Source organism: Flagellimonas beolgyonensis (genome assembly GCF_003992615.1).
Lineage (GTDB): Bacteria > Bacteroidota > Bacteroidia > Flavobacteriales > Flavobacteriaceae > Flagellimonas > Flagellimonas beolgyonensis.
Map to the genome: position 1 here is coordinate 80,431 of NZ_RZMY01000016.1, position 26,298 is coordinate 106,728.

At 40.5% G+C, this 26,298-nt stretch carries 25 protein-coding genes and 1 tRNA gene; 8 read left to right on the plus strand and 18 right to left on the minus strand.

Going from position 1 to position 26,298, the window contains the following annotated elements; genetic code table 11:
- Nucleotides 1-28 precede the first annotated feature (28 nt).
- The 15 genes from EO131_RS11335 to EO131_RS11405 form a co-directional block, all read right to left on the minus strand.
- Nucleotides 29-2,239 carry a S41 family peptidase gene (locus tag EO131_RS11335; protein ID WP_127021959.1) on the minus strand — a complete coding sequence of 737 codons (2,211 nt, stop codon included), beginning with the start codon at nt 2,237-2,239 and terminating at the stop codon, nt 29-31.
- Nucleotides 2,240-2,640: 401 nt separating this feature from the next.
- The gene (locus EO131_RS11340; RefSeq protein ID WP_164731679.1) at nt 2,641-3,207 is read right to left on the minus strand and encodes a hypothetical protein; all 567 of its coding nucleotides are present in this window, start codon (nt 3,205-3,207) and stop codon (nt 2,641-2,643) included.
- Between the two features lie 37 nt (nt 3,208-3,244).
- Entirely contained in the window at nt 3,245-3,685 is a 441-nt protein-coding gene (locus EO131_RS11345; protein WP_127021963.1) for a hypothetical protein, read from the minus strand.
- Nucleotides 3,686-3,807: 122 nt separating this feature from the next.
- On the minus strand, nt 3,808-5,358 hold the full coding sequence (locus EO131_RS11350) for a serine hydrolase domain-containing protein (protein ID WP_127021965.1): 1,551 nt from the start codon (nt 5,356-5,358) through the stop codon (nt 3,808-3,810).
- Between the two features lie 116 nt (nt 5,359-5,474).
- Nucleotides 5,475-5,855, minus strand: coding sequence for a hypothetical protein (locus tag EO131_RS11355; RefSeq protein ID WP_127021968.1), 381 nt, complete (start codon nt 5,853-5,855; stop codon nt 5,475-5,477).
- 37 nt (nt 5,856-5,892) lie between these two features.
- A complete protein-coding gene (locus EO131_RS11360) occupies nt 5,893-6,168 on the minus strand; it encodes a hypothetical protein (protein WP_127021970.1) in 276 nt (91 codons plus the stop codon).
- Between the two features lie 50 nt (nt 6,169-6,218).
- The gene (locus EO131_RS11365) at nt 6,219-6,809 is read right to left on the minus strand and encodes a hypothetical protein (RefSeq protein WP_127021972.1); all 591 of its coding nucleotides are present in this window, start codon (nt 6,807-6,809) and stop codon (nt 6,219-6,221) included.
- A 40-nt stretch (nt 6,810-6,849) separates the two neighbouring features.
- Nucleotides 6,850-7,260: a hypothetical protein gene (locus tag EO131_RS11370; protein WP_127021974.1), complete on the minus strand. Its 411-nt coding sequence runs from the start codon at nt 7,258-7,260 to the stop codon at nt 6,850-6,852.
- Nucleotides 7,261-7,318: 58 nt separating this feature from the next.
- The gene (locus EO131_RS11375; RefSeq protein ID WP_127021976.1) at nt 7,319-7,750 is read right to left on the minus strand and encodes a hypothetical protein; all 432 of its coding nucleotides are present in this window, start codon (nt 7,748-7,750) and stop codon (nt 7,319-7,321) included.
- Between the two features lie 72 nt (nt 7,751-7,822).
- Nucleotides 7,823-8,800, minus strand: a complete 978-nt coding sequence (locus EO131_RS11380) for a hypothetical protein (RefSeq protein WP_127021978.1) — start codon at nt 8,798-8,800, stop codon at nt 7,823-7,825.
- Nucleotides 8,801-8,862: 62 nt separating this feature from the next.
- Nucleotides 8,863-9,444 (minus strand): hypothetical protein, encoded by a 582-nt coding sequence (locus tag EO131_RS11385; protein WP_127021980.1) that lies wholly within the window; start codon nt 9,442-9,444, stop codon nt 8,863-8,865.
- Entirely contained in the window at nt 9,434-9,694 is a 261-nt protein-coding gene (locus tag EO131_RS11390; RefSeq protein ID WP_127021982.1) for a hypothetical protein, read from the minus strand. The genes EO131_RS11385 and EO131_RS11390 overlap by 11 nt, the downstream gene beginning before the upstream one ends.
- A gap of 17 nt (nt 9,695-9,711) precedes the next feature.
- Nucleotides 9,712-10,710 (minus strand): TlpA disulfide reductase family protein, encoded by a 999-nt coding sequence (locus EO131_RS11395; protein ID WP_127021984.1) that lies wholly within the window; start codon nt 10,708-10,710, stop codon nt 9,712-9,714.
- Nucleotides 10,711-10,784: 74 nt separating this feature from the next.
- On the minus strand, nt 10,785-11,456 hold the full coding sequence (locus tag EO131_RS11400; protein ID WP_127021986.1) for a recombinase family protein: 672 nt from the start codon (nt 11,454-11,456) through the stop codon (nt 10,785-10,787).
- Between the two features lie 180 nt (nt 11,457-11,636).
- Nucleotides 11,637-11,708 (minus strand) — tRNA-Gln (locus EO131_RS11405).
- Nucleotides 11,709-11,896: 188 nt separating this feature from the next.
- On the opposite strand from EO131_RS11405, the gene EO131_RS11410 reads away from it, so the two are divergent.
- Nucleotides 11,897-15,250 carry a glycosyltransferase family 117 protein gene (locus tag EO131_RS11410; RefSeq protein ID WP_127021988.1) on the plus strand — a complete coding sequence of 1,118 codons (3,354 nt, stop codon included), beginning with the start codon at nt 11,897-11,899 and terminating at the stop codon, nt 15,248-15,250.
- Between the two features lie 30 nt (nt 15,251-15,280).
- On the opposite strand, the gene EO131_RS11415 is transcribed toward EO131_RS11410, so the two are convergent.
- Nucleotides 15,281-15,577, minus strand: coding sequence for a thioredoxin family protein (locus EO131_RS11415; protein ID WP_127021990.1), 297 nt, complete (start codon nt 15,575-15,577; stop codon nt 15,281-15,283).
- Nucleotides 15,578-15,878: 301 nt separating this feature from the next.
- Between EO131_RS11415 and EO131_RS11420 the strand changes: the two genes are divergently transcribed.
- Entirely contained in the window at nt 15,879-17,189 is a 1,311-nt protein-coding gene (locus tag EO131_RS11420) for an OmpP1/FadL family transporter (RefSeq protein WP_127021992.1), read from the plus strand.
- Between the two features lie 80 nt (nt 17,190-17,269).
- On the opposite strand, the gene EO131_RS11425 is transcribed toward EO131_RS11420, so the two are convergent.
- Together EO131_RS11425 and EO131_RS11430 are read right to left on the minus strand one after the other, a co-directional pair.
- Nucleotides 17,270-18,502 carry a metallophosphoesterase gene (locus EO131_RS11425; RefSeq protein ID WP_127021994.1) on the minus strand — a complete coding sequence of 411 codons (1,233 nt, stop codon included), beginning with the start codon at nt 18,500-18,502 and terminating at the stop codon, nt 17,270-17,272.
- Nucleotides 18,503-18,556: 54 nt separating this feature from the next.
- Nucleotides 18,557-19,276, minus strand: coding sequence for a copper homeostasis protein CutC (locus tag EO131_RS11430; RefSeq protein ID WP_127021996.1), 720 nt, complete (start codon nt 19,274-19,276; stop codon nt 18,557-18,559).
- 46 nt (nt 19,277-19,322) lie between these two features.
- Here EO131_RS11430 and EO131_RS11435 point away from each other — a divergent pair, with 46 nt between their 5' ends.
- The 6 genes from EO131_RS11435 (at nt 19,323) to EO131_RS11460 (ending at nt 26,287) form a co-directional block, all read left to right on the plus strand.
- Nucleotides 19,323-20,324: an isoaspartyl peptidase/L-asparaginase family protein gene (locus EO131_RS11435; RefSeq protein WP_127021998.1), complete on the plus strand. Its 1,002-nt coding sequence runs from the start codon at nt 19,323-19,325 to the stop codon at nt 20,322-20,324.
- A 221-nt stretch (nt 20,325-20,545) separates the two neighbouring features.
- Entirely contained in the window at nt 20,546-23,380 is a 2,835-nt protein-coding gene (polA, locus tag EO131_RS11440; RefSeq protein ID WP_127022000.1) for a DNA polymerase I, read from the plus strand.
- A gap of 147 nt (nt 23,381-23,527) precedes the next feature.
- A complete protein-coding gene (locus EO131_RS11445; RefSeq protein WP_127022002.1) occupies nt 23,528-24,028 on the plus strand; it encodes a hypothetical protein in 501 nt (166 codons plus the stop codon).
- Complete coding sequence (locus EO131_RS11450; RefSeq protein WP_127022004.1) at nt 24,000-24,773, plus strand: hypothetical protein; 774 nt, start codon at nt 24,000-24,002, stop codon at nt 24,771-24,773. The genes EO131_RS11445 and EO131_RS11450 overlap by 29 nt, the downstream gene beginning before the upstream one ends.
- 63 nt (nt 24,774-24,836) lie before the next feature.
- Nucleotides 24,837-25,463, plus strand: a complete 627-nt coding sequence (locus EO131_RS11455; protein WP_127022006.1) for a JAB domain-containing protein — start codon at nt 24,837-24,839, stop codon at nt 25,461-25,463.
- Between the two features lie 89 nt (nt 25,464-25,552).
- Entirely contained in the window at nt 25,553-26,287 is a 735-nt protein-coding gene (locus tag EO131_RS11460; protein WP_127022008.1) for a hypothetical protein, read from the plus strand.
- The last annotated feature ends 11 nt before the right edge of the window (nt 26,288-26,298 follow it).

Here is a 26,298-nt window from a genome sequence, read left to right on the forward strand (position 1 = left end):
TATTTAGGCGACAATCGTTTATTTGAACTTATTTTCCTTTTGCAATTATTTCAATGGCCTTTTCCAGCAATTCGTCCCTCCCATTTCGTATTCCTGCAATTGTAGGTTTCACTTCAATATCAGGAACAATACCTATTCTTTGCGTCTCTTCCCCATTTGGATAATATACCCCAATACCTGAAATCATCGTTCTGATCCCTCCTGGCAAGTATATGGTAGAAACATTTCCGTCAGCACCCGCAGTGGTACTACCAATTATTGTGGTATTGTCGCCCGCCCTAAATGCCATGGACGTGTATTCGGCTTGACTCTGGGAAAGCTCATTGACCAAAACCACCAATTTTCCATTATAGGTGTCTCCGTTATTGGGAATTTCCAAATTTTCGGTAAACACGAATTCCCCGGGATTATCTATACTGCCATTGGTAAACTTCACAAAAGGAGTAGAGGAAGAAACAAAATAGGAACCCAATGTGAACGGAACAAACGTTGAAGGGTAGTTTCTGATGTCAATGATTATCCCTTTGGTGTCTTTAAATTGCTTTTTGATCAAAGGTATGTCCTCTTCCTTGATGGTTTGAAGGGTCACATAGCCAATGTTGTTATCCAACATTTTGAAAGACTTGAAATCTTCCCTTCTATACCATCGGTAGGTATCAAGGCTATCCTTCGGATAGAGTTTTAGTGTTTTAGTCTCCAATGTTTTATTTTTTGATGCTACAAGGATTTCAATTTCATTGTTATTTGAGCGCAAAAGATCGGTAGAAATATCTCTTAGCCTGGTGGGGTAATTTGATGCCGGATAATATTTGGTTCTCTCTTGCACTATTTCGGTTACGGGCCTGTTATTGACCTTGGTTATGATGTCTCCGATCTCCAATCCAACCTCGTCTTTGCGTTCTTCGTTATAGTAATCCGTTACCACCAATTTATCTTCAATAAAACGGACATGGACCGGAGGATAGTTTGATCCCTTCCAGTCATTTATCCTGCCAGCACCTTCCCAGATATTGGCGTGGGTATCCTTCACTTCCCCGATAAGCTGTATGGCTGCCATTTCATATTGAAGTTCGTTTTTGGCATTCAAGAAGAGTGGGATATATTCACCTAATACAGCGTTCCAATCTTTATCGGTCAGATGCTTGTAGGGGAAAAAATAATGAATCATGTTCCAATATCTATATAGCGAAAGTAGTCTGTATCCATCGTCAGGGAAAGGCATAAGATAATAGGCCGCTTCATTTTTAAAAATCGGGTTACCTACACCTGGGGCCATGCCTATGTAATAATGATTTCCCTGGGAACGGTTGTTGTATACATCCAGTAACTTCTCCCTTAGTGGATTTTCTTGGTCCTCGATCCACTTATGGTCGGGGCGAATTACCGCATCTTTACTTGTGGGCCCGCATTTGGAACACGTTGGTAAATCGCCCAAGGAAGCAATCCAATCGATCAAGAGGTTGTTTCTTTCTGTATCGTTTTGGGTTTGAAGGTATTTTGGCAAAATCCTGAACAGCTCATAGTCCCAATTATAATTTCCCTTGGCCGTTTCTGGATGATGGTATTTGAGAAAGCCCCAAACTTTGCCCAGCAACTCTAAATCTTCAATCTTCTCTTCCGTGATATTGGAAAGGTCGACCATTGATCCCGAGTCGAATTCTTTGTCCAGCTCTGCTTTTGCTAGTTCCCTTTCAACTTCTTTAAGTGTTTGTAAATTTTCGCCGTCTATGGTTATGGTAAAATCATCAAACCAAGCTTCCCCTTTCCCAACGAGGATTCCGGCAACATAAATCATTTCAGCGCCTTCAGGATATTTAAGGGTTATCGTATATTTTTTCCAATCATTGGTTCCTGTTATATTTTGATTTTGCATGTTATCAAATGCCAACGAAGTGCCTTTTCCGTCTATTCTTATCAATAGACCGGCAAAGCCATCCTGAACTTCCTTGGTTTTCATATAACCCTCAAGCTGTATGCCCTTACCTTCGTACTTTGCAGGTATTTTATAGGCAATGCTTCCGAAGTTGGCACCATCCAGCGAAGAAATCTTTCCGGCCTTTGTTCCCGAGTAAGCTTGGGTATCAACGGACAAATTATGACCCCCCCATTGGAACCAATCATCCGGAAGTTTGCTTCCTTCTTTTTGATTTTCAAAATCTAGATTGAACTTTTCCCTGTTTTGACCCTGGCAACCTATGGAAATCAACAAAAGTAAAACCGATAGTAGTTGATGTTTCATTGATGGTACTTTTAGTATTTATTTTAAGCGGAATCTATTTTGTCGGATGTTATCCGATATTGTTGGGGGAGAATGCCACTTGGCGTGCAGCTGTTCTAAAAATATAAAAATCCAGATAGCTTAACGAGAGGTTAACAGCAATTTAAGGGTGGCTTAAGTTATAAATATTGTCCAGTTGATCTATTTTAAAAGGCTTGGACAAAGAATATTTATGGTTGAATTACAAATCATCTTTCATCCCATTAGTTTGTTTGAACTTTAATCAATTTTTGTCCCTTTCAAAAGAGACGTTTGCCAAACTTCCCAAGATGCTTTGTCCATTCAATATGGGTTGTTAGTTGTCCTTTTCTTTTTTGAGACATTTTTTTATTTGAAGTTTTGTAAATCAAAAATGGAATGCATTACCTTATATTATTGCATTCAACTATAATTTTCTCAACACTTTTTATTTTCCCCTTTTCAATCTTTTCAACAACTAAGGGGAATCCATTTAGAAACTTTTTGATTTTACTTTTGCCGGACATTGTGGCATTTATAACCTGACCGGTTTTGAGTTTTAAATATTTATGTTGTCTAACCATTGGCATTTTTTTGCCAAGGGCTTCATTTAAAATTCTTTGATTAAGGGATTCCTTACTCTCTACCACATATAAATTGAGGTATGGTCCGTGAATTAGTTTCTTTGCCAGTACGTATACCCCATAGGCAAGAATCAGAGTTTCATATTCTTCTTTGCCCCTCTTGTACATTCTAATATCTTCAGCCAACATTTTCTTTTTGGCACCAGACGCCGTCATGTAATTTATCTTCCTAAAACTTTGGAACCTATCCAAGACTTTAATCTTCACGATAAGTGTGTCTCCAGAACGCGTAACAATTTCTCCATCCAAATATTCACTGCCCTGTCCGTAACCAACAATGAAGAACAAAAAAATGATTAGATAGACCGATGAATTCCTAATTTTCATATAAAACCAAAATATAGGTCAATTGTTTATTTGAGCTTTATTTATCGTATATACTATCCAATTCATACAAGAAATCGATATAGTCCCAACTGTTTTTGATGCCTGAAAAATTAAGTCTGATTATTGTATCAAGTTCCTTCCTTCTAAGTCTCATGTCTAGGTTATTCTTCTCTTTTGAAATCGAATCACCCACTTCAATGAACTTAAACAATCCTATCCATTCATAATCCAATCTAACTTCTCTGGTTTTAGATTGATTCACAAGAACTATTTTCTTATATCCGTGATTATCCCAATCAATAAACTTTTTTGACACTATCCCACTAAAGCTATCATTGTAATATGTTTGTGCAACACTTATGAAGAAATCATCATTGAGCCCCAATGCATTTTCCACTTTTTTATTCATTAAATAGAACCCAAAAATCCATCCCATTACAATTAGAACAACTACAATTAAAATTTTTGAACTCTTCACAATCGTTTATTTGAACTTTGGTAACGGTTGTTATATGAAAGTTAAGGGTCTTATACACTTGATTTTTGGTTTAGTCCTGACCTTAAATTTATAAAACCGAAATTTGATTAGGCACTTAAACACTATTTTTCATATACACCGTTAGACATAGAATCTTCTTCAATCGATTTTATTTTTTTCTTTATGCCAAAAAACGTAGAATCTATGGTTTGAACCTTCTTAAAATTTATCAGTGCATTAAATGTATCTCCTTTCGCCAGTAATGCATCACCATAACTATCATACACATTGGCTGATTTGGGATACTCCTCTTGATTCAATTTAAATATACCTATGGCCTCATCCATCTTTTTATCTTCCAGCAATTCATATCCCAGAAAATTAAGTTCATTTTCATGAAAAATATAGTAATCCGGTTGCTCTGATTTTAATTTTTTATAGTGCTCAATAGCAGTTGTAATTCCTTCGGCCTGAACTTTTTTCCCTATTACGTCCGCAATAAATATTCTTGGGAATTTCGGTGGTTTATTGTGAAGAATATCAATTAAACCATCATCTAAATTGAAATACCTACTATTGTTATTCGTTAATGTTATGATACAGTTGTCCTCTTCTATTTCTCGATAAATGTTGGTCAAGAAACCAGCCCATCCACCCATGTGCTTTACCACTTTTTTACCGTTTGGTGATACATCAATAAACCAACCAAAACCATAATTTGTTTTCTCTCCATTATTTAATATTCCCGGAGAAAAAGCCACCTCTAGTGTTTGTTTGGAAACCAGCTCCTCTGTATATAATATTCTGTCCCATTTCATTAGATCTTCTAGTGTAGAATATATTCCACCTTCTCCTTTGGCTGCATTTAGGTAATGGAAATCAGTAGAAAACCTATCAGTTCCATTAAATTTCGTTCCAAATCCAAAGACCCTATTTGGCATCTTTTCATCAAAACCGGGGACATATCTATAAACGGAGGTGTTGGACATCTTGGCAGGGGTGAAGATATGTTCTTGTAGAAATTCATCAAATGTCTTCCCAGATGCTCTGGAAATAATGGTAGCAAGCAAATTGTAACCTGTATTGCTATATTCCCACTTTTCCCCAGGTTTAAAATGAACAGGGGGCTTATATTCAGACAACATCTTAAGGATATCCTCATTACCGGATATCAATCTTTCCGGGTCGTCATATGATAGATCTATTTTCCAATGTTCGTTCATGGTCATAGTATAGTCAGGTAAACCAGAGGTGTGATTTAGTAGATGCCTTATGGTTATTCCTTGATAGGAGAGTTCTGGAATAAACTCCCTAACATCCTGATCATAGGATAATTTACCCGCTTCTTTTAAGATCATAATACCCATTGCGGTAAATTGTTTACTCACAGAACCTAACCTAAATACCGAGTTCAGTTTCAAGGAATCAATAGGGTTGAAATTGCTTATTCCAAACGTTCCTTGAAATACCATTTCACCATTTTCAATGATTAGTGCATTGCCATTAAATTGCCCCTTATCATATAATCCGTATAAATATGACTGGTACTTGTCTGCAAGGGTTACCTTTTTAGTATCTGATTTGTTTTGAATTTGACCGCATGATGAAAAAAAGAAAAGGATAAGAAGTAGTGTACTTGTATATTTTTGTCCTTTTGCTTTAAATGTTTTCATGAGTAAATCTTCAATTTGGTATGAATCGTTTATTTGAACTTTGGTATTCCGTCATTTAGATTTATCTATTTTTTCAATCCTCTATATTGGATTAGAACTTTTTGTTTTATTTCAAATTAGTCAACAAAACAAAGTCCCTTAATATTATTGGCTACATATAAATTATTTATTGAGTCTCTCTCGAATAGAATCTCAGTACCGTTGAATTCAACGCCAGCTAATTCCAACGTCACAATGTCCCTTCCTTCAAAATAGGACTTAACATCCAAATCATAATATTGATTCAATTTTAAAGCATTGCAATCATTTATTTTTTCTTTGGCAGACATAATTTTAAAGAGACAATTGTTTTTACGGGTATAGATTAAATAAACTTGGCCAACAGAATCTATTCTTATTATTCTATGTAGTTTGGTTTTTGTTATTTGGCTGCTGCCTTTATAAGGAGTCAGGGTTATTATCAACATTAAACCAAATAATATCAATGCCGCTTTCATTTATCGTTTATTTGAACTTTTGATTCATTAAGGCTCTCTATGTACAATACCTTTTATTCATCGCCTTCAAAAATTCTGTATCATCAATAGGTAGGTTATCTGATAAAACCGAATCTATTGCGCAAAACGGACACAGAGCTGTTTTTCCCCTAGAATCCTCTTCATCAACCCAATCAATTATTTTATTTACTTCAAAAATGTTTTGACAATGAAAGCAGCCACATTTCTTACTTTCATTTAATTCCTTATCATGAAAGATACTTCGCTTGTGAGCTTCTTCTAAAAAAGCATTATCATATTTATTTCTACTCATCGTTTATTTGAACTTTGATATTATTATGTGAAGCAGTTACCCCAAACTGATTAACCTTCATAACCAAACCAATGATTATAACACTCAACTTTGGCAGCTTCAATTTCCTTGAATCTTCCTTCCTTTAAGTTCACCACCCACACTTTAATGAGATGATTGATATCAAAAAACTCTTTATCCTGATCAATGGCAATTCCGTAAACAAACTTCTCGTCAGGGCCATCAATAATTTTACAGGTAGTAGGTTCCGAAAAAAGCTTTGACCTATCTGCAATTAATCGAACTTCATCTAAAATTTTATATTTGACTTTTGATGGGTTATCTCTAATAATTTGTTCTAAAACAAGAACCTGAAGACTGTCTTTTTGGATATATGCAATTGCTTTGTCTGTACCATCCAGAACTGATCCAAGAATTTTTGTAAATCCTTTGTATTTTTCCAATTGAGTTATGTCTCGAAATATTTGGCCATTATTGTCCAAATTGGAATTTTTGTTAATCTTAGAATTAGATTCAGTATTCGCAACTTGACTTTCATTTTCAATCTTTGAATCCTCTTTTATTTCTGATGTCTTCTTCCCTTTTTGACAACTGACAAAAAGAAGTAGTGATAAAAAAATTAAGCTTTTTCTCAAATTCATGAATTGAATTTTGTTGGTAATCGTTTATTTAAACTATTATTCAGTTACATATTTCCGAATGTCTCCTGTTGATAAAGCCTTTCCAGAACTCATTCACATTTTCAAAAGTTACTCCATTTTCTATTCTTCGCATAGTTAGGGTTTCACCATTATTTAAATTCTGCATTTGGATTTTACTCTTTCCAACATACTTTAACCTTGCTTTTATGGAGTCACGCCATTCTCCAAAAGTTTCAAAAAAAATTGTGTCCTTACTAATCGTAATTTGATTCCAATCAGATAATTTCGCCCATTCATTTTCAGATGCAACCCTCATCGAATCTCCTTTAAAATATACCTCAAGATATTCTCCGTTATGACACATAGAATAATTTCCATCAAGGCTTCCTTGATCTTGGCAACCAGCGAATAGTGCTAACATCAAAATTGTATACCATTGTTTGAGTGCCATCTTATATTTCCTAACCTGTATATCGTTTTTTTGAACTATGATTTAGTTTTAGTTCTTTTTATTCTTTACAAAATTTACCCTCTATAGATTGTTCACCTCCGTTGTATTTGAGAGTCGATTTGTAAAAAAAACAATTCCCTTCAATTTTGACCATTTCGTTAATAAATCCACCTAGCTGATTCACCATTTTTTGCATATCGGTCAACTCTGATTTTGTCGAATCATATGTCAATTTATAGGTGCAATCATCTATCCATTCTATAATTCCATACCGTGGATTCATTGGGAAGTCAGTTCCTTTTAATTCATCTGGTAATACCCCAGGGATTTCTATTTGGGAACTTCCCTCTCTGACTATTTTCCATTCTATTTTCACAGGTTCAGTCATGCTTGAAATAAACTCTCCTTCTTTAAAATCATCACATGACAATTCCTGTCCAAATGAGATAAGGGCAGAAAGGAAAAGTGGGAATATCAGTAGTTTTTTCATTTTAAGTTTATGGTATTGGCTTTGGTCGTTTATTTGTACTTGAAGTCTAAAACAATGCATGAAATGAAGTATTTATTCATCATAAATTAACTCTATTTCCAATTCCGCAAGATTTTCAACTTTGGTATTATCCAAATTCAAAATTGTCTTTCGACTACCATAAATTCTATGAGGAATACCTGGATCATAATAGTATTGATAATAATTCAAATCAGTGATATAGAAAATTGCAGATTTCATCAACTCTTCTGCTTTATCCTCTTCTAAACCCATTTTTTTAAACAACATTGTGACTTGTCTTTTGGTATCAATTGGATTGATAATAGCTTCTTCTTTTAATACACAGTAAAAGTCTTTTTTATCAGCTTCAACAATTGATAGTTTTGCATCCGCCTTTACAGGATCTCCTCCAACCATATTTGGCAATTCTGATTCATATTCGTAAGGCTCATTCAAATCATATTCTGAACCAAAAGGAAAATGAAAATATTGTAATTCGTATACAATCAACTGTTCAATCCCTTCCTTTGAACTATAAATGTTTGCTAGAGGTTCTATGGCTTGTCTAATTTCATTGATTTTATCTGGTTTACGAAGCTTAATGTTTCTTTCCAATTCACCAAGTAAGTTGCTCATTAGACTACTTATATCCTTCCAGTTTACTATTTCCAAGAATTCTCCATACTCATCCGTTTTATAGATCACATTTGTGACATTATATTGATAAACTATATCATTAAATGCTTTTTTATCTTCATAAATCTTATTTAAATTTTCCTTATAACTATCAGCAAGGAAATTATTGTAAGACCATTGTATTGTATATGATTTTTCGGTTGAATCAATTACTTTAAAATTTGCAATGTATTGTATGGAATCATTTATTGATAGTTTTTCATTGGTCCATCGTTTTTTAGTTTTAGTTACTTTAAAATTGTAACTATCACCTAAAGACCAATATGCAATGAATGCAATTTTGGTTGAATCACTTTGACTAGATGAAGAGAGAGTAAAAATTAAAAAGAAAAGAAAGGTTAAGTTTTTACACATAGATATTTCAATTATGTACCAATTTCATCTATTAGAATCGTTTATTTGAACTTTTTTCCCTATTAAATACGTTGTAACATATAAAAATGATATTCCACCAAATAGGGACGAGAAATGGAAATGGCATCTAATGGCTTTAATTTTGCATCTTTAAATTCTTCGAAACTTTTTAAAACATTTGATTTCCAAATCTCAGATTTGGCAATATATCTATTCAAGCTCGGAGTTATTTTCCAAGTATCATCAAATTTCTGTTTGTCTGCAATGTTCCAATTTGCAATTACTAGTATAAATAAGTCTGAATTTCTCTTTAAAAAGTCATTTCGAATCATAAAACTGTAATCGGACAAACTTTTAAAATCTCCACTAAATTGATATTTAAATTCAATTTTGATTGGACTTTCAGGATTATTCTTATTGACGACACTGAGGTCAGCTCTAGTTTTATTTTCCCTAGGATGCTCTGCAAATGCTTTCACATCTGTTCCTTTAAACCTTTCGTTAAGTTCCTCTAAAATCAAATTACGAATGTGATTTTCTTGTTTCAGATTGGGGTAATTGCAATTTACCTTTTCAAGCATATTTTTAAATGAATCTGATTCTATTACACCTGAAATCAATTGTGATATACTTTCAACTTCCATCGTTTATTTGAACTTTTCTGATATTAGATGCATCCTTGATAATTGAAAAAGGATTTAATTTCAAATTACATTCTTTTATAAAATATTCAAGATGATCAATGGCTAGTCCAAATTCATTATTTTCTAAAAACTCTTGAATAATTTCCTTGGCATCATTTACGCCTAATGATTCAATTTCATGTGGCAACCTCACAATATTGAAAAACTCATTAATAATTTCATTACTCAATTGCCATATCTCTTGCTTCATCGTTTTATTGAACTTATTTAATTTAATAGCTCATCCAGTTTTGCATTCAACTTTTCTCCATGAATGTTCTGCTCCAAAATAACTCCGTTCTGGTCAATCAAAAAGTTGTTGGGAATTGCATGAATTCCGTAAATCAAAGAAGCTGTATTTTCGTGGCCTTTTAAATCACTGACCTGAGGCCAAGGTAATCCGTCCTTTTCAATTGCCTCAATCCAACTTTCTCTTTTGGTGTCTTGTGAAACAGCAAATACTTCAAATCCTTTTGAATTATACTTCTCATAGGTTTTGACTAGATTCGGGTTTTCCTTTCTGCAGGGCAAACAACTAGAAGACCAAAACTCCAACAAAACCACTTTGTCCCTGAATTCGGAAAGTTTCCTCATTCCACCGTCAATGTCTTGCATTTCAAAATCAACATAACTATCTCCAATTCTCGGATTTTTATTGAGCTTAATATAGTTTGCAATTTTCTTTCCGTATTCAGTTCGCTTGTTTTCTATTGAAAGATTGTCATATAGTTCTTTCGTTTTTTCCTTGCCCCAAGTCGTAGAATATACCGAGAGGACATAAGCTCCATGAAGACTGTTCGGATGCTGTTTGACAAACTCTTGCTCTTTTTGGGTTCTTTCATCCCTAGGAAGTGTTTCAGTCTCTATACTCAGATTGTAACTTAAGTTTTCCTCATCAGAACCTGTTACAATTGCGTTTCTGAAATCGGAGTTTGTGGCATCAAAGGTCATTTGATTGTTTTCCAACCATAAAAATCTATAATGGGAAAAGTCCTTTGTATTCAAAACCACTTGTACAGGTGTTTTTGTCAAATCGGTTTTGAAGTGAAAGGAATTGTTTTCCACAACAGCTGAATCGATTGCCGTTCCCGAACTGGTATTTTCAAGATAAAGAACTGTACCGTCTAAAATGTCTTTGGTCTTCCCAATTAGTTCAAATTGATTGTTTGGTTTTTTATTGCAGGCGATAATTATAAATGGAATCAATCCAAATATTAATCTTTTCATGAAGTAATATTATTAATGGTTATGGTGCTTATAGACCATTAAAATACATATTATTCTTACAATTCAAGCAATTGTTACTTTTTGATTTTCCTTTTGTGCCTTTTACAATGAGCTTTGTCCAAATCCTGTTTCTTGTCCCAGAAGAGTGTTCCGCACTCAAGGCACTTTCTTCTCCCTTGGTATGCCAAATACTTATAGAGCGTCTTTTTTGATCCAACATCAATAAGTTTCATGATTTCTTCAATACTTAGCTTGTTGTCCCTGTAATATCGTTCCGCCAACATAGCCTTGTTCAATGCCTGTTTACTGAGACCAGGCTTCCTGCCGATTTTCAAGCCACGCCTTCTTGAGCTTTCCATGCCTGCCCGTGTACGTTCAATGATGATGTCCCTTTCCAATTGGGCAACCGAAGCGAACAGATTAAAAATGAACCTTCCATGTGGGGATGTGGTATCGATAAAACTTTCCTGGATACTTTTGAAGTGGATTCCCTTCTTTTCAAAATCTTCGATGAGTTTAGTGAGATGTGAAAGGCTTCGGGCTATTCGGTCCAGTTTCCAGACCACAAGTGTATCACCTTCACGTAAAATGGATAACAATTCATCAAGACCCTTTCGTTCCGCTTTTGCTCCTGATGAAATGTCGGCATAGATGTTCTTGGGTTTGATTCCTTCCTTCAGAAAGGCATCCACCTGCAAATCGTGTTTTTGTGATTTCGTACTCACCCGTGCATATCCAAAAACCATAACCTGAAAGTTTAAATAAACGGTAGAATGTAAACTATTTATCTAGTACGGGGAAATGAACTTTGACAAACCAGTGGAGTCGTTTTACACTAAAAGTTCAAAAAAACGGTCCATTGAGGGAACCCAATCTAATAAGGAGAAAAAATAAACCCCTCAAAACATAGTCTTGAGGGGTTTTCGTTGGCCTACTAGGACTCGAACCTAGAATGACTGAACCAAAATCAGTAGTGTTGCCAATTACACCATAGGCCAGTACCGTAAAAGCTAAACTGATCCAGCTTTTGAGCGTGCAAATTTAAAACAAACTTTGGTTTCAACAAATATTTTAAGAAGAATACCCACTATTTTTATTTACCCCCATGTTAAAGCTTTTGCAAAAACCGCCAACCTTCTGTGCTAGATTTACTAAATTCGCCCCAACACGGTTAACAACCATCTCTATGTTTGCAAAAGACTTCAAAAAATGGGATACCATCCTCGGATGGGTTTCCTTCGCAATCGCTTTTTCCGTTTATGCCCTTACCGTTGAACCCACAGGAAGTTTTTGGGATGCAGGGGAGTATATTTCCACCGCCGCAAAATTGCAGGTAGGCCACCCCCCTGGAGCACCTTTACTTCAAATGATCGGAGCCTTTTTCGCCATGTTCGCCTTTGGCGACGAATCCAAGATCGCGCTCATGGTCAACGCCGTTTCGGTGGTATCCAGTGCCTTTGCCGTGCTTTTCACTTTCTGGACCATCACCAATTTGGTGCGCAAGCTTATAGGTTCTAAAAAAGAACTTTCCAACAGCAAGGCCATCGCCGTGTTGGGCAGTGGATTGGTTGGCGCGTTGGCATTTACCTTTTCGGATAGTTTTTGGTTCAATGCCGTAGAGACCGAAGTGTATGGTATGGCCAGTTTGATCATGGCCCTGCTACTTTGGCTGGGACTCAAATGGGTGGATAACTTGGATGACCCAAGGGGCAATCGATGGATTTTGCTCATCAGTTTTGTGGTCGGTCTCACCTTTGGCATCCAGTTTATGGGTTTTTTGGCCATTCCTTCCATTGGCCTGCTCTATTATTTCAAAAAATGCAAGACCACAACGGTCAAAAACTTTTTGTTCGCCAACATTGTAGTGGTGGCGGTTTTGATTCTGGTCTATAAATTTTCCCTCACCTACGTGTTAAAATTATTTGGTTGGAGCGAGGTCTTTTTCATCAACGAGATAGGCCTGCCCTTCAACTCGGGATCCATCATTATGGGACTGGTTTTTATCGCAGTGTTCTATTTTGGACTTCGCTATACCCGAAAACATAAGTTTTACACAGGTAACCTGATCATCCTGTGTTTAATGTTCCTAATCCTTGGATTCTCTTCGTGGCTGATGTTGCCGATCAGGGCCAATGCCAAAACGGTGGTGAACGAGAACAACCCTGCCGATGCCAGAGCCCTTTTGGCCTATTATAATCGGGAACAATACCCCGGTGTGGAAAGTCCCTTTTATGGTGCCTATTATTCAGATGCCTTTGCACCGGCCGGTGAAGATCGGGACGAGAGCCCCAAATACGAAAAAGACCTAAAACTGGGCAAATATGTGATTGTTAACCATTACAAAGGCGCCCTGCCCGGCCCCAATGAAAAACACGTGGGATTCCTGCCCCGAATGTGGAGCGACCAACATGCCGAAAATTACATGCGCTATTTTGGGGCGTTGGATTTTAGGATCAAATCGGAATACATCTCCAACAACGATCTTAGGGAAGCCGTAAACCAATTTAAAACAGCCTACAGTCGTGGTGAGCTCGATTCGGACCAATACTTGAGGTTCCTTCGGGAGTTTGGCGAATACATTGAAGTGCAGCCTCCCACCTTGGGCCAGAACTTCAGGTATATGTTCGATTTCCAATTTGGATATATGTACATGCGCTACTTCATGTGGAATTTTGTGGGTAAGCAAAACGACATCCAAGGCCGCTACGATGAAAACGGCAACTGGTTGAGCGGAATCGGATTTGTGGACAGCCTTTTCCGGGGCAGTCAAGATAACCTGCCCAGCGACTGGGAAAACAACAAAGGCCGTAACACCTATTTCTTTTTGCCCTTGCTCTTGGGGATTATCGGTATCGTTTTTCAGATCACCAAGAACCCAAAACAATTTTGGGTACTCTTTGTGTTCTTTATGTTCACCGGATTGGCGATTCAGTTTTACACCAACCCCTATATTTTCCAACCCAGGGAAAGGGACTACTCCCTTGTGGGCTCGTTCTACATCTTCTGTATTTGGATAGGGCTCGGGGTATATGGGCTTTTTGAGGAAGTCAAAAAACTGTTGTCCGCCAAGATTGCCGCACCGGTTATAACGACGCTTTGCCTTGTGGCCGTGCCCTTCCTGATGGCGTTCCAAAACTGGGACGACCATGATCGCTCCGACAGGTATACGGCAAAATCAACGGCAAAATCCTATTTGGATTCCTGCCAGGAAGATGCAGGCGCCATTTTGTTCACCATTGGTGACAACGATACCTTTCCATTGTGGTATGCACAGGAAATTGAAAACTATCGTACCGACGTCCGCATTGTAAACACCAGTCTTTTTGCTACGGATTGGTACATCGACCAGATGAAACGCAAGGCGTACGAAAGTGATCCCATTCCGTCGCAATTGACACACGACAAATACCGCTACGGCACCCGGGATGCCGTCTATTACAACAAAGCGGACGATATTTTCGGCAGGCCAATCTCGGAAAGCCGTTGGAGCATAAAAGACTTTATGAACTGGATCGGCAGCGACAATCCCGAGACCAAATTCGGTTTTGTTTTGGATAAACGTGGTGCCGATGTGGATCAATATCCAGAAAGCACCTTGGATATTGTGTACTACCCCACCAATAAGATCCGGATTCCCGTAAATAAGGAAAATGTGATCAAGAGCGGTTTGGTCAAAGAAAAGGACTCCGCCTTGATCGTGGATTATATTGATATCGATCTGCCGCAAAGTGCATTACCGAAGAATCGAATCCTGATGTTGGACGTGATCGCCAACAACGATTGGAAACGTCCCATTTATTTCTCCGGGGGAAGTTTTGATAGTGCCGAATACATCTGGATGAAGGATTACCTGCAGTTGGATGGTCTTATCTATAAATTGGTGCCGATTAAAACGCCCAACCGCAATTCCTTTGAAATGGGCCGTATTGATTCCGACCTGATGTACGACATTGTCAAGGATTGGGATTGGGGCAACTCTGGCAGTGATAAAATCTATCATGATCCCCAAACACGCTCACAGGGACTTTCGTTCCGAAGCAACCTCGCCCGACTGATGGAAACCTTGATTGCGGAAAATAAAATAGACAAGGCCAAGGATGTTATCGATATGGCCATGACGAACATGCCTGTCGAACACTATTACTTCTACACTTTTGTGGAACCCTTTGTGGATGGCTATTACAAGGTAGGAGAAACCGACAAGGCAAGGGAACTGTATGGCAAACTCAAAAAGGTCTACCAAGAGCATTTGGAATACTATGCCAACATTCCGTTGGACGAACAATATGAAAGAATTGACGATATCCTATCCGATATGCAGGCCTACCGTAGGAACATCGATATTTTAATTGAGAATCGGGACAAGGAATTTGCTGAATCGGAAACGATCATCTTTAATGAATACATCGACAAGTTCTCCCAATTTGTGGACGATGAGGAGGAAATACTGGAAGAACCCCTGCCCATGGACCCGGATATGGAAGACTCCATTCCATTGGATACCATTGGTGCCATCAACGATTCAATAGGAAATGAATAAAAAAAGCGAGGTTTAAACCTCGCTTTTTTCTTAGATATATTCGTTTAAGATGCCTATCAGCGTATTGGCGTCCTGTTCGCCGCTCTGCCTCCAGACCATCTCGCCTTTTTTGTAGATCATAAGGGTAGGCAAGCCTTTAATGCGAAGGGCTTGGGATAGCTCTTTGTTTTTGTCGACATCAATTTTGATCACTTTTCCCTTATCCCCCAATGCGGCAGCAACATCGCGAAGCACAGGGTGCATGGAAGTGGATTGCTCGTTCCATTCTGCATAAAAATCCAGTAGTACCGGAACGTTTAAATCGATAAGTTCACCAAATTTGGACATAGGTATTCAATGGTTTACGCTCAAAAGTAAGAAAAATTGTTAAAGTTTTACATGAAGGTTGTCCATTCGGAAGGCAACACAAGTTAAATTGACGTTAAACCTGTGCAACTTCCATATTCACCCTTCCGATCGGGTATAAGTTCCTAAAAGTCATCACTTACTATTTGATTGCATAAATACTGACATTTATCATTCATTTTAGTCCACTTACGCAGTAGGTTTACGGTAGATTTAATATCACGCTCAAAAACTGACCCAATTTCCTATTTTTCAGTATTTTGGATGTGCAAAACCTCTTCAAATGAAAAATTTATTCGCAACGCTTTGTGCCTTTTTGATGACTACTGTCATTTTTGGGCAAGCAGGACACATTATGCAAGGTGTCGGATCTGTAAATATGTCGATGGGGGGCGCCGCAACGGCCCAGCCCTTGGATATTTCCGGAGCCCTACACTGGAACCCAGCCACCATTTCCGCTTTTGATGATAACATCTTAAAGGTAGATCTGGGCCTATTCTTTTCTTCCCCGGAATTGAGTTCTACCGTGCCCGAATTTGATGGCAATGGACAGCCTACCGGGAACTTCTTCAGTGGCACCACCGAGGATGACAGGGGCATTTCACCCATGCCTGCCTTGGCCTATGTATGGAGCAAACCCGAAAGCAAACATACCTTTGGTGTTTCAGCTTTTGGTATCAGTGGTTTTGGGGTCACCTTTCCCGAAAATATGTCGAACCCCATCAACATGCCACAAGCCAATGGTGGATTTGGAAGGATAGAATCCGACTACATGCTGTTGCAGGTTGGTTTTGCCTGGGCCTACGAAATTTCCGATCAATTCTCCATTGGGTTGCAGCCCACTTTTAACTATGCTGCCTTGGAGTTGATGCCGAACCCAACCGCCAATCCAAACCAAGCCGGTTATCCTTCCACCGATAAAGCATCTGCCTTGGGCTTTGGAGGTCAAATCGGGGTGTTCTACGATTCCGATTCCGGATTCAAAGCTGGGGTATCCTATAAAACCACCCAAAATTTTGGCGACTTTGAACTGGACAATACCTATTTGGATGGATCCACAAGCACCAATAAGTTCAATATGGACTATCCCGCCATTCTTTCCTTTGGTTTAGGATATAGTTTGGGAACCATTGACCTCGCCGTGGATTATCGTATGGTGGATTATGAAAACACCGATGGTTTCTCTACCACTGGTTGGACCCAAACAGCTTCGGTAGCAGGATTTGGATGGGAGAACATCAATATTATTTCTGCCGGTATCCAATACAAGGGCATCAGCAAATTTCCCATCCGTTTGGGATACACCTATAGCTCCAACCCCATCAACAGCGATGTGGCCTTCTTTAATATTCCAGCCACCGCTATCATTAAAAATGCATTTCAAGTGGGCTTTACCTACGAGGCCAGCGAACGCTTTGCCATAGATGCCCTTTTCCATTACGGCACCAGTGGAGATGCAACTTCAGGCCCCGTTTTGAACCCACAGTTCATTCAAAACTATCCTCCCTATGGAGCCATTCCTGGCAGTGAAGTTTCCTATGATATGACAACGGCCATGGTAGGCATTGGCGTCTCCTGGAAGTTGAACAAATAAACACTGACCGTAACCAGACCAAACGAAAAAGCACCGATTGTGAAATCGGTGCTTTTTTATGTTATGCAAGCGGAAGCAGCTTAAGCCAACCCCCTCTTCTTTAAAGTGATTACGGAAATCTCTGGCCAGATGCCAAAACGGCCTGGGTAACCGATGAAACCGAAACCTCGGTTCACATTGATGAACTGCCCCAACTCACTGTAAATGCCCGCCCAATACTTGTAGCGCCATTTCACCGGACTCCATTTTACCCACCCGGGTATTTCCACCCCAAACTGCATGCCGTGGGTGTGTCCGCTTAAAGTCAAATGGAAATGGTAATCGTCTTGGAGGACCACATCTTCCCAATGTGAGGGATCGTGGCTCAACAATATTTTAAAATCATCTTTGTGGACACCTTCCTTGGCCTTTTGTAGGTCACCCGCTTTTTTAAATCCGCCGCGACCCCAGTTTTCCACGCCGACCAACGCAATTTTTTGACCCTCTTTTTCGAGAAATCGATTGGTGTTCAACAACAGGTCGAAGCCCATTTCCTGTTGCATGACCTTAAGGTCTTCCAAATTCTGCGCTTTCTCTTCCTCAGTGTCCCACACGGCATAATCCCCATAATCATGGTTGCCCAAAATGGAAAACACCCCATCCTTGGCTTCCAATCGTGCAAAAACCTCTTTCCAAGGCTCGAGTTCCTCCGACTTGTTGTTCACGATGTCCCCAGTAAAGAAAATGACATCACTTTGCTGTTGATTTATAAGATCCACGCCATAGGACACTTTATTGTAGTCGTCAAAACTACCACTATGCACATCCGAAATTTGGGTGATCTGATAGTTGTGAAAGGCATCGGGCAGGTCGTCGAATTCCAGTTCGTACTTCAATACCTGATAGTTGTATTTTCCGCGGTACATGCCGTAGAGAATGGCTCCGAACGGAAGCGCCGCCAGTCCAAGGGCCAAACCGCTCACGAATTTTCTTCGGGATGGAAAATAACCCGCTTCGGTATCGGCCACACCCACAATTTTATTGTATCCAAAACCGATCAAACGAACCACATCTTCCACCAAAAGGAAGAACCCCAACACCAAGGCCAACAAAAAGAAGGCTGCAAAAATACTTCCGGCAATGGCAGCGGTGCCCTTAAACCCTTCGCCGGGAATATGGGTAAACACCTTAATCCCCAAGAAAACAAGCACCCCCAAAAACAATACGATATAGGACCACTGCAGCAACGGGCTTTTGAACAAGGTTCGAAAAGCCTGGAAACCGTATGCAGCCAATACAACGTAAAGGATGGCCAGAACAATAAAACGAGTCATACAATTTTTTTACAAAATTAGAGCTAATCTCCTAGAATCGAGGGCTTTTTAATTTTATTTAACGGCTGAAACCACCTTGCGAATCGTTTCTGGGTCCGTTATCGCAACCCGATCTTCCACCAAATGCTTGGACGAATTCATGGGAATCTTCCCCGATAACTCCAATACATCTCCAAAAACCGTTCCGGAACAATGGATGGCCTTTAGGCCAATTTCCTTAAAATGATGGGCATTGCTCGGTGAAACACCGCCCCCGGCCATTAGGGTCAGTGCTGTTTGTTGTTGCCATGCTTCAAGATTTTTCAATCCTTTTTCTGCAGAGGGTTCACCACCCGAGGTCAGAACCGTGTTTACTCCGATGTGCTCCAAATGTGCCAAGGCTTCCAGTGGGTTTGCGACCCAATCAAAAGCCCGATGGAAGGTAAAATGTAACGAACCACTCCGTTCAACTAACTTTTGGGTACGTTCCACATCCACCGAAAAGTCTTTCCGCAAAACGCCCGAAACGATACCATCCACTCCAGTCTTTTTACAGGCTTCGATATCGGCCAGCATCACCTCAAACTCGGTATTGTAATAGGTAAAATGACCACTTCGCGGACGCACGAGTACATGCACAGGAATGGACAACCGTTCCTTCACCAACCGTATCAATCCCATGGAGGGTGTAACGCCCCCCACCCCAAGTTCCGAACACAGTTCAATACGGTCGGCTCCTGCCTTTTCAGCATTCATGGCCGATTCCAGTGAATTGGCACAAACTTCTACAAGCATATTGCTATATTTAGCATTCGTAACTTAAAAGTAAACATCCATTCCCATGCAACGTCGCAAATTCCTCAAAAATTCCGGTCTAACCGCTGCCGGACTCGTTACCGCCTCAGCTGTGGTATCCTGCAAAACAGAAAACAAGACCGAAGAAGAAGCTGTTGTAGCCAATGCCCCAGTAACTCCCATCAAACCCATTGTGGTCTGTACCTGGAACTTTTACAACGCTTCAGAAAAGGCTTGGGAAGTGCTAAGCAAGGGAGGATCTTCTCTCGATGCCGTGGAACAAGGCGTAATGGTAGAAGAAGCGGATGAAAAAAATGAAACCGTGGGCAAGGGCGGTCGTCCCGACCGTGATGGTAACGTGACGCTGGATGCCTGCATCATGGACAAAGATGGCAATTGCGGTTCCGTGGTGTATCTTCAAAATATTGTACATCCAGTTTCCGTGGCTCGAAAGGTGATGGAAGAAACCCCTCATATCATTTTGGCGGGAAAGGGAGCTGAAAAATTTGCCTACGAACAAGGCTTTAAAAAAGAGGACCTGTTGACCGAGAGCACCCGCAAACAATACGAAGAATGGCTGAAAACCTCTAAATACGAAACCACCATCAATATTGAAAACCACGACACCATCGGGATGCTCGCCATTGATGAAAATGGGGACATGGCCGGAGCCTGTACCACCAGCGGCATGGCCTACAAAGTTGGGGGTCGCATCGGGGATTCCCCCATCATCGGAGCAGGGCTGTACGTGGACAACGAAGTGGGCGGTGCCACGGCCACGGGCGTGGGTGAAGAGGTAATCCGTACCGTGGGCAGCTTTTTGATCGTGGAACTGATGCGACAAGGCAAAAGCCCACAAGAAGCCTGTGAGGAAGGTGTAAAGCGTATCATGAAGAAAAACGAAGGACGCAAGGATTTCCAGATCGGCTTTTTAGCCATCAACAAAAATGGGGAAACGGGCGGCTATTGTGTGCATCCGGGTTTCACGTATAGGGAATACAGTGCCAATGGGCATGAGAACCGCGAAGTGAAGAGTTTTTATAATTAGATGTTGGAACGCTGCGCTGTTAGATACCAGACCGCTGCGCTACTAGAATCAGGAAGCATTACATCTTGGCTCCTGACTCTTGACTCTTTTATCTAGGTTCTAAAATCATCAATTCCGAAATCTTATTTCTTACATCTGATGTCTTTTTAGAAGCAATTCGTACTTTTAATCCCCACCTATTTATTGCCCATTGCTAATTGATAATTGACAATTGAAAATACATGTCCGACCAAAAACGACTTTTTTTACTCGACGCCTACGCACTTATTTTTAGAGGATATTACGCTCTGATCAAAAACCCGCGCATCAATTCCAAAGGGATGGACACCTCCGCTATCATGGGGTTCATGAACTCCCTTTTTGATGTGATCAAACGCGAACAGCCCGACCATTTGGCCGTGGCTTTCGACAAAGGCGGCAGTGTGGAGCGCACCGAACTTTTCGAGGACTACAAGGCCAACCGGGACGAGACCCCCGATGCCATCCGCATAGCGGTGCCCTATATACAACAGATCTTGAAGGCCATGAAAATCCCAGTGGTGGAACTGGAGGGCTACGAGGCCGATGATTTGATCGGCACCTTGGCCAAACAGGCCGAAAAGGAAAACTACAAGGTGTTCATGGTCACTCCCGATAAGGATTTTGGTCAGTTGGTGAGTGAAAACATTTTTATGTACCGCCCCGCCCGAATGGGCAACGGGATAGAAATTTGGGGCATTCCCGAAGTACAGAAACGCTTTGGGGTGAAACGCCCCGAACAGGTAATCGATTATCTGGGGATGATGGGTGATGCCAGTGACAACATTCCCGGCCTACCTGGTGTGGGCGATAAAACTGCTAAAAAATTCCTGGAGGATTTTGATTCGTTGGAAGGCCTGTTGGCCAATACGGACAAACTGAAGGGCAAGATGAAGGAAAAAGTGGAGGAGAATGCCGAACTCGGTCGACTCTCCCGAAAACTGGCCGAGATCAAGACCGATTGTGAGGTCACTTTCCATGCGGAGGACTACGAAATGTGTCCGCCCGATGCCGAAAAAGTGCAGGAAATCTTTGAGGAACTGGAATTCCGCAGATTGAAGGACCAATTCATCAAACTGTTTACGGAAGAAGCAGAAGCCAGCACCCCGGTGACCAGCACCGAAACCGCCAAACAAGAAGCCAAAGTGGCCGGCAGTGGACAGTTCACCCTATTTGGGGGCGACCCAGCGGAAGCCGCAGCGACCATCAAAGATGTGAACAGCCGCAAGACCCTAGCCGATGTACCCCATTTTTACCAGACCGTGCACCCGGGTAAAAGCATGGACCTGTTCTTGGAAATGCTTATGAAACAAACTTCGGTCTGTTTTGATACCGAGACCACTTCCCTGAATCCGTTGGAAGCAGAGTTGGTGGGTATTGCCTTCAGTTGGGCAGCGGGCAAAGGGTTTTACGTTCCCTTCCCCGAAACACGGGACGATGCCATGCCCCTCTTGGAAAAACTGCGTCCGTTCTTTGAATCGGAGGCCATTGAAAAAATAGGCCAGAACCTTAAATACGACATCAAGGTGATGCTCAACTATGGTGTGGACGTGAAAGGCAAGCTGTTCGATACCATGTTGGCCCACTACCTCATCAACCCCGATATGCGCCACAACATGGATGTGCTTTCGGAAACCTACCTCAACTACACCCCTATTTCCATCACCGAATTAATCGGAAAAAAGGGTAAAAACCAGTTGAACATGCGTCAGGTGCCCGTGGACAAGCAAACGGAATATGCCGTGGAGGATGCCGACATCACCTATCAATTGGCACAGCATTTTAGACCCGAACTAAAAGAGGCCCAAACCGACAAACTGTTCGAGGACATCGAAATTCCCTTGCTTCGCGTACTCGCCGATATGGAGCGGGAAGGCATCAATTTGGATGAGGGCTACCTGCACGAACTTTCGAAAGCGCTGGATGAGGACATCAAGAAATTGGAACAACAGATTTATGAAGAAGCCGGAGAGGAATTCAACATTGCCTCCCCCAAACAGTTGGGTGATATCCTGTTCGAAAAATTAAAGCTGGTAGACAAGCCCAAAAAGACCAAAACGGGGCAATATTCCACCGCAGAGGATGTACTTTCGTACTTGGCGAAGGACCATGCCATCATCAGAAATGTATTGGAGTACCGTGGGTTGGCCAAATTGAAGAGCACCTATGTGGACGCCCTACCCAATGAGATACAAAAAGCAACGGGCCGGGTACACACCGATTATATGCAAACCGTGGCCGCAACGGGCCGTTTGAGCAGCAACAACCCCAATTTGCAGAACATTCCCATCCGAACCGAACGGGGACGACAAGTGCGCAAGGCGTTTATCCCTCGGGATGATAATTATGTGCTTTTGGCTGCGGATTATTCACAGATAGAACTCCGCATCATTGCCGCCTTAAGCGAGGAGGACACCATGATTTCGGCCTTCCAGAACGGGGAAGACATACACGCTTCCACCGCTTCCAAAGTATTCAATGTGCCAATCGAGGAAGTGACCCGTGAGCAGCGTAGCAATGCCAAAACGGTGAACTTTGGGATTATTTATGGGGTATCGGCCTTTGGATTGAGCAACCAGACCGATTTGAGCCGCACCGAGGCCAAGGACCTCATCGACACCTATTACAAAACCTACCCGAAATTGCGCAATTACATCAGTGAACAGATTGACTTTGCCCGCGAGCATGGTTATGTACAAACCGTGTTGGGCCGTCGGCGGTATCTAAAAGATATCAATGCCGGGAACCAAGTAGTGCGTGGCGCCGCAGAGCGAAACGCCGTGAACGCTCCCATTCAGGGAAGTGCGGCGGACATCATCAAGATTGCGATGATCAACATCCATAAAAAGCTGGCGGAAGGCCAATACAAGACCAAAATGTTGTTGCAGGTGCACGATGAATTGGTGTTCGATTGTTATAAACCCGAGTTGGACACCATGAAGGAACTCATTAAATCCGAAATGGAACATGCCTACAAACTCTCCGTACCGTTGGATGTGGAAGTGGGCGTTGGTGAGAACTGGCTGGAGGCGCATTAACCACAACGTATAAAATAGAGAATGACCAACATCTTCCTTAAAGCAAAACATTGGCAGTTATTCTTGCTCATGGTGGGGGTTCCATTGGTTTCCCAGATTTATATATATGCAAGAATCTGGTTAGTTGAATCGGTTCCATCCACAGAAATGGAAAACAACGGATTTACCCAAGTCTTGGACGAAAAATTTATCCAATTTGAATGGTTCCTTATAGTGATGCTTTGTTTTGGCCTATTATTTTTTGGTTGGTTATGGGCGTTGGCCATAGGATTACAAAAATGGGTACCCGTCGAGGCTAAAATGAAAACAACGCGGTTCAAGATTTTCTTTTTTATTCCTTTGGTGTACTTTCTGTTTATGGTTACTTCCATGTCCAGTTTATTTTCGGTGGACGCGGAGTCATTTTTCTTGAATTTAGGGATTATTGTCGCGATCATTGTACCACTCCATTTGTTCTCCATGTTCTGTATTTTACACACCTTTTATTTTGCGGCAAAAACCCTAAAAACTGTGGAATTGAAACGAAAGGTCGGGTTTGGAGATTTTATAGGTGAATTTTTTCTTTTGTGGTTCTATTTCATTGGAATCTGGATTATTCAGCCTAAAGTGAACCGACTATATGCAGAGAATAAAACCGACGTCTCCTAATTGGAACGGTGAAAATCAACCTCCCAAAACAAGAATCCTACAAAATGTTATCTTTAAACTTGGCCGTAGACAAAAACTGATTAGAATTGCATTAACTCCTTACTTAAAAGTAAGAAAATCAATGAAAGATCCATTAAAAAATATAAATGTCGAGAAGCAATTTATGTTGATTGGAGAATTTATTGTCAGGTTTGAGGACATAAATGATTGGATTAGATTCTTAATACCCCGAATCATTTTTAAAGAAGACCAAACTGAATTACAGGTAAAAAGTATTGAATCTCTTACAGAAAGCATAACTGCCTATCCGTTAAGAATAAAATTGGATTCGATAATTGCAGACAATTTTAGGAATTGTGAACGCCTTGTTCGATTAAACCAAAGACTTTCATCTAAACAAGAAAAGCTGCCTGAAATAAGGAATACAATAACCCATGGTTCTTATAGACTAGGGTGGAAAGATTTTAGTGGTAATCTTTCCTCAGAAACTTTGTCCATTCAGCATGGTAAAGCAACAAAAGGGGGGTTCGAAAAACGATCCAGAATAATTTCAACTATAAAATTGGAAGAAATGAACAAAAACCTAATAAGAGTTTCAAAATCTTACAATTATATTGCTGCCATTATTAGATGTCTAAACTATCATGACCTTCCTAATCAAGCAGATAAGTATCTTGATTGGCTAGAAGAAGAAATCAACTCAATTGAAAAATTTAAACTGGAAGAAGTTGATATTTTAAATTAACTTGTACAATAACCCTCCCCAACCTCCCCAAACAAAAATCCTACAAAATGCTATCTTTAATCCATGGACATTAAACTAACCGAAGCCCAAAAAATCAAAATCCTCAACTCGGACGACATTTACAGCATTATGCAGCGCATTCTCTTGCGCGAGGACAAAATAGACCAGAACCGGGAGCATTTTTGGGTCATCGGGCTGGAGAACAACAACCGTATTTTGTTCATAGAGCTGATCAGCCTGGGCACCGTCAACCGTGCCTTGGCAGAACCCATGGAAGTCTTTAGCCTGGCCCTGCAGAAAAGGGCCGTAAAAATCATCCTGTGCCACAACCACCCTACGGGGGAACTGACCCCAACCGAAGCGGACAAGGACATTACCGACCGCCTTATACAGGTGGGCATTATTGTGAACACCCATGTACTGGACCATTTGATCATTTCCACCAAAAGCTACCTGAGCTTTAAGGACACTGGGCTTATGGACGAACTGTTGGAAAGCACCCAATATGTACCCAGCTACGTGTTGGAAAAACGTTTTAAAAAAGAGGCTTCCGAAATCGCCAAACGAAAAGAAAAAGTGGAAATAGCCCGGCAAATGAAGGGTAAAGGCATGGACGTGGATACCATTTCCGAAATCACCGGACTTACCGTGGAAGAAGTACAGAAGTTGCGGGCAAAGCGGGGGAAATAATAAAATTCATCAATTTGAAAATAAGGCATTTCATATTGACAATCGTGGCCTTCGGAATTTGGAATTTTTCATTTTCCCAAAAAACCGAAGTGAAAAAATATCATGTAAGGATAGACACTCTCTTCATATCACAACTGACTAAAGCCTACAACACTTCAACAGAGAAACTATTAGAAGTTCTTGAAGTCAAAAATGAGAATCGGGAAAACTTGGGGTTTGGCTATCAATTAAAGCAAAGTGGTATTGGTAAAGGCAGCCTCTCCGTCCGCTACAATATTCTTTATTACAACAATGAAGTTATAGCATACGAGCTGGACACATACATTCCAAACAAATCAAACCGAATAAAAAAAATTTACCGAACAAAGCTCTCAGGGCTTTTTGAAATTGACCAGGACGACAAGGTAAAACCTTTGGTTCATGGCATCAGTAATGCCACCGACCCCTTGGATGGCATTGAAAAACGGAATGACAGTGCACTAGATGAAGTAATGAATCCTTTTTCTGGCATCTTGTATGGCAACCGCTGTGGCTATGGAATGAGAGTACTGCACATCAGAAATATATTTAAAGCCATTATTTCAAATGAGAACTGCGAGTATTTGTTGTACAGCAAAAATCCTGCTACGCGATTAATGGCCATTGAATATTATTATAATCATCTTGATGAATTCAATCAAGACCAACAAGAGGCCATTAAATTGAGAATTGAGAAATTGAAACGGAATCCAATGCTGACCAAGGTTTGTTCTGGCTGTATGGCCGGAGGCCAACTAACGGGAAAGTTGATCATGGATTTAAAAACGTCTGACAATAATAAATAAACCCTTTTATT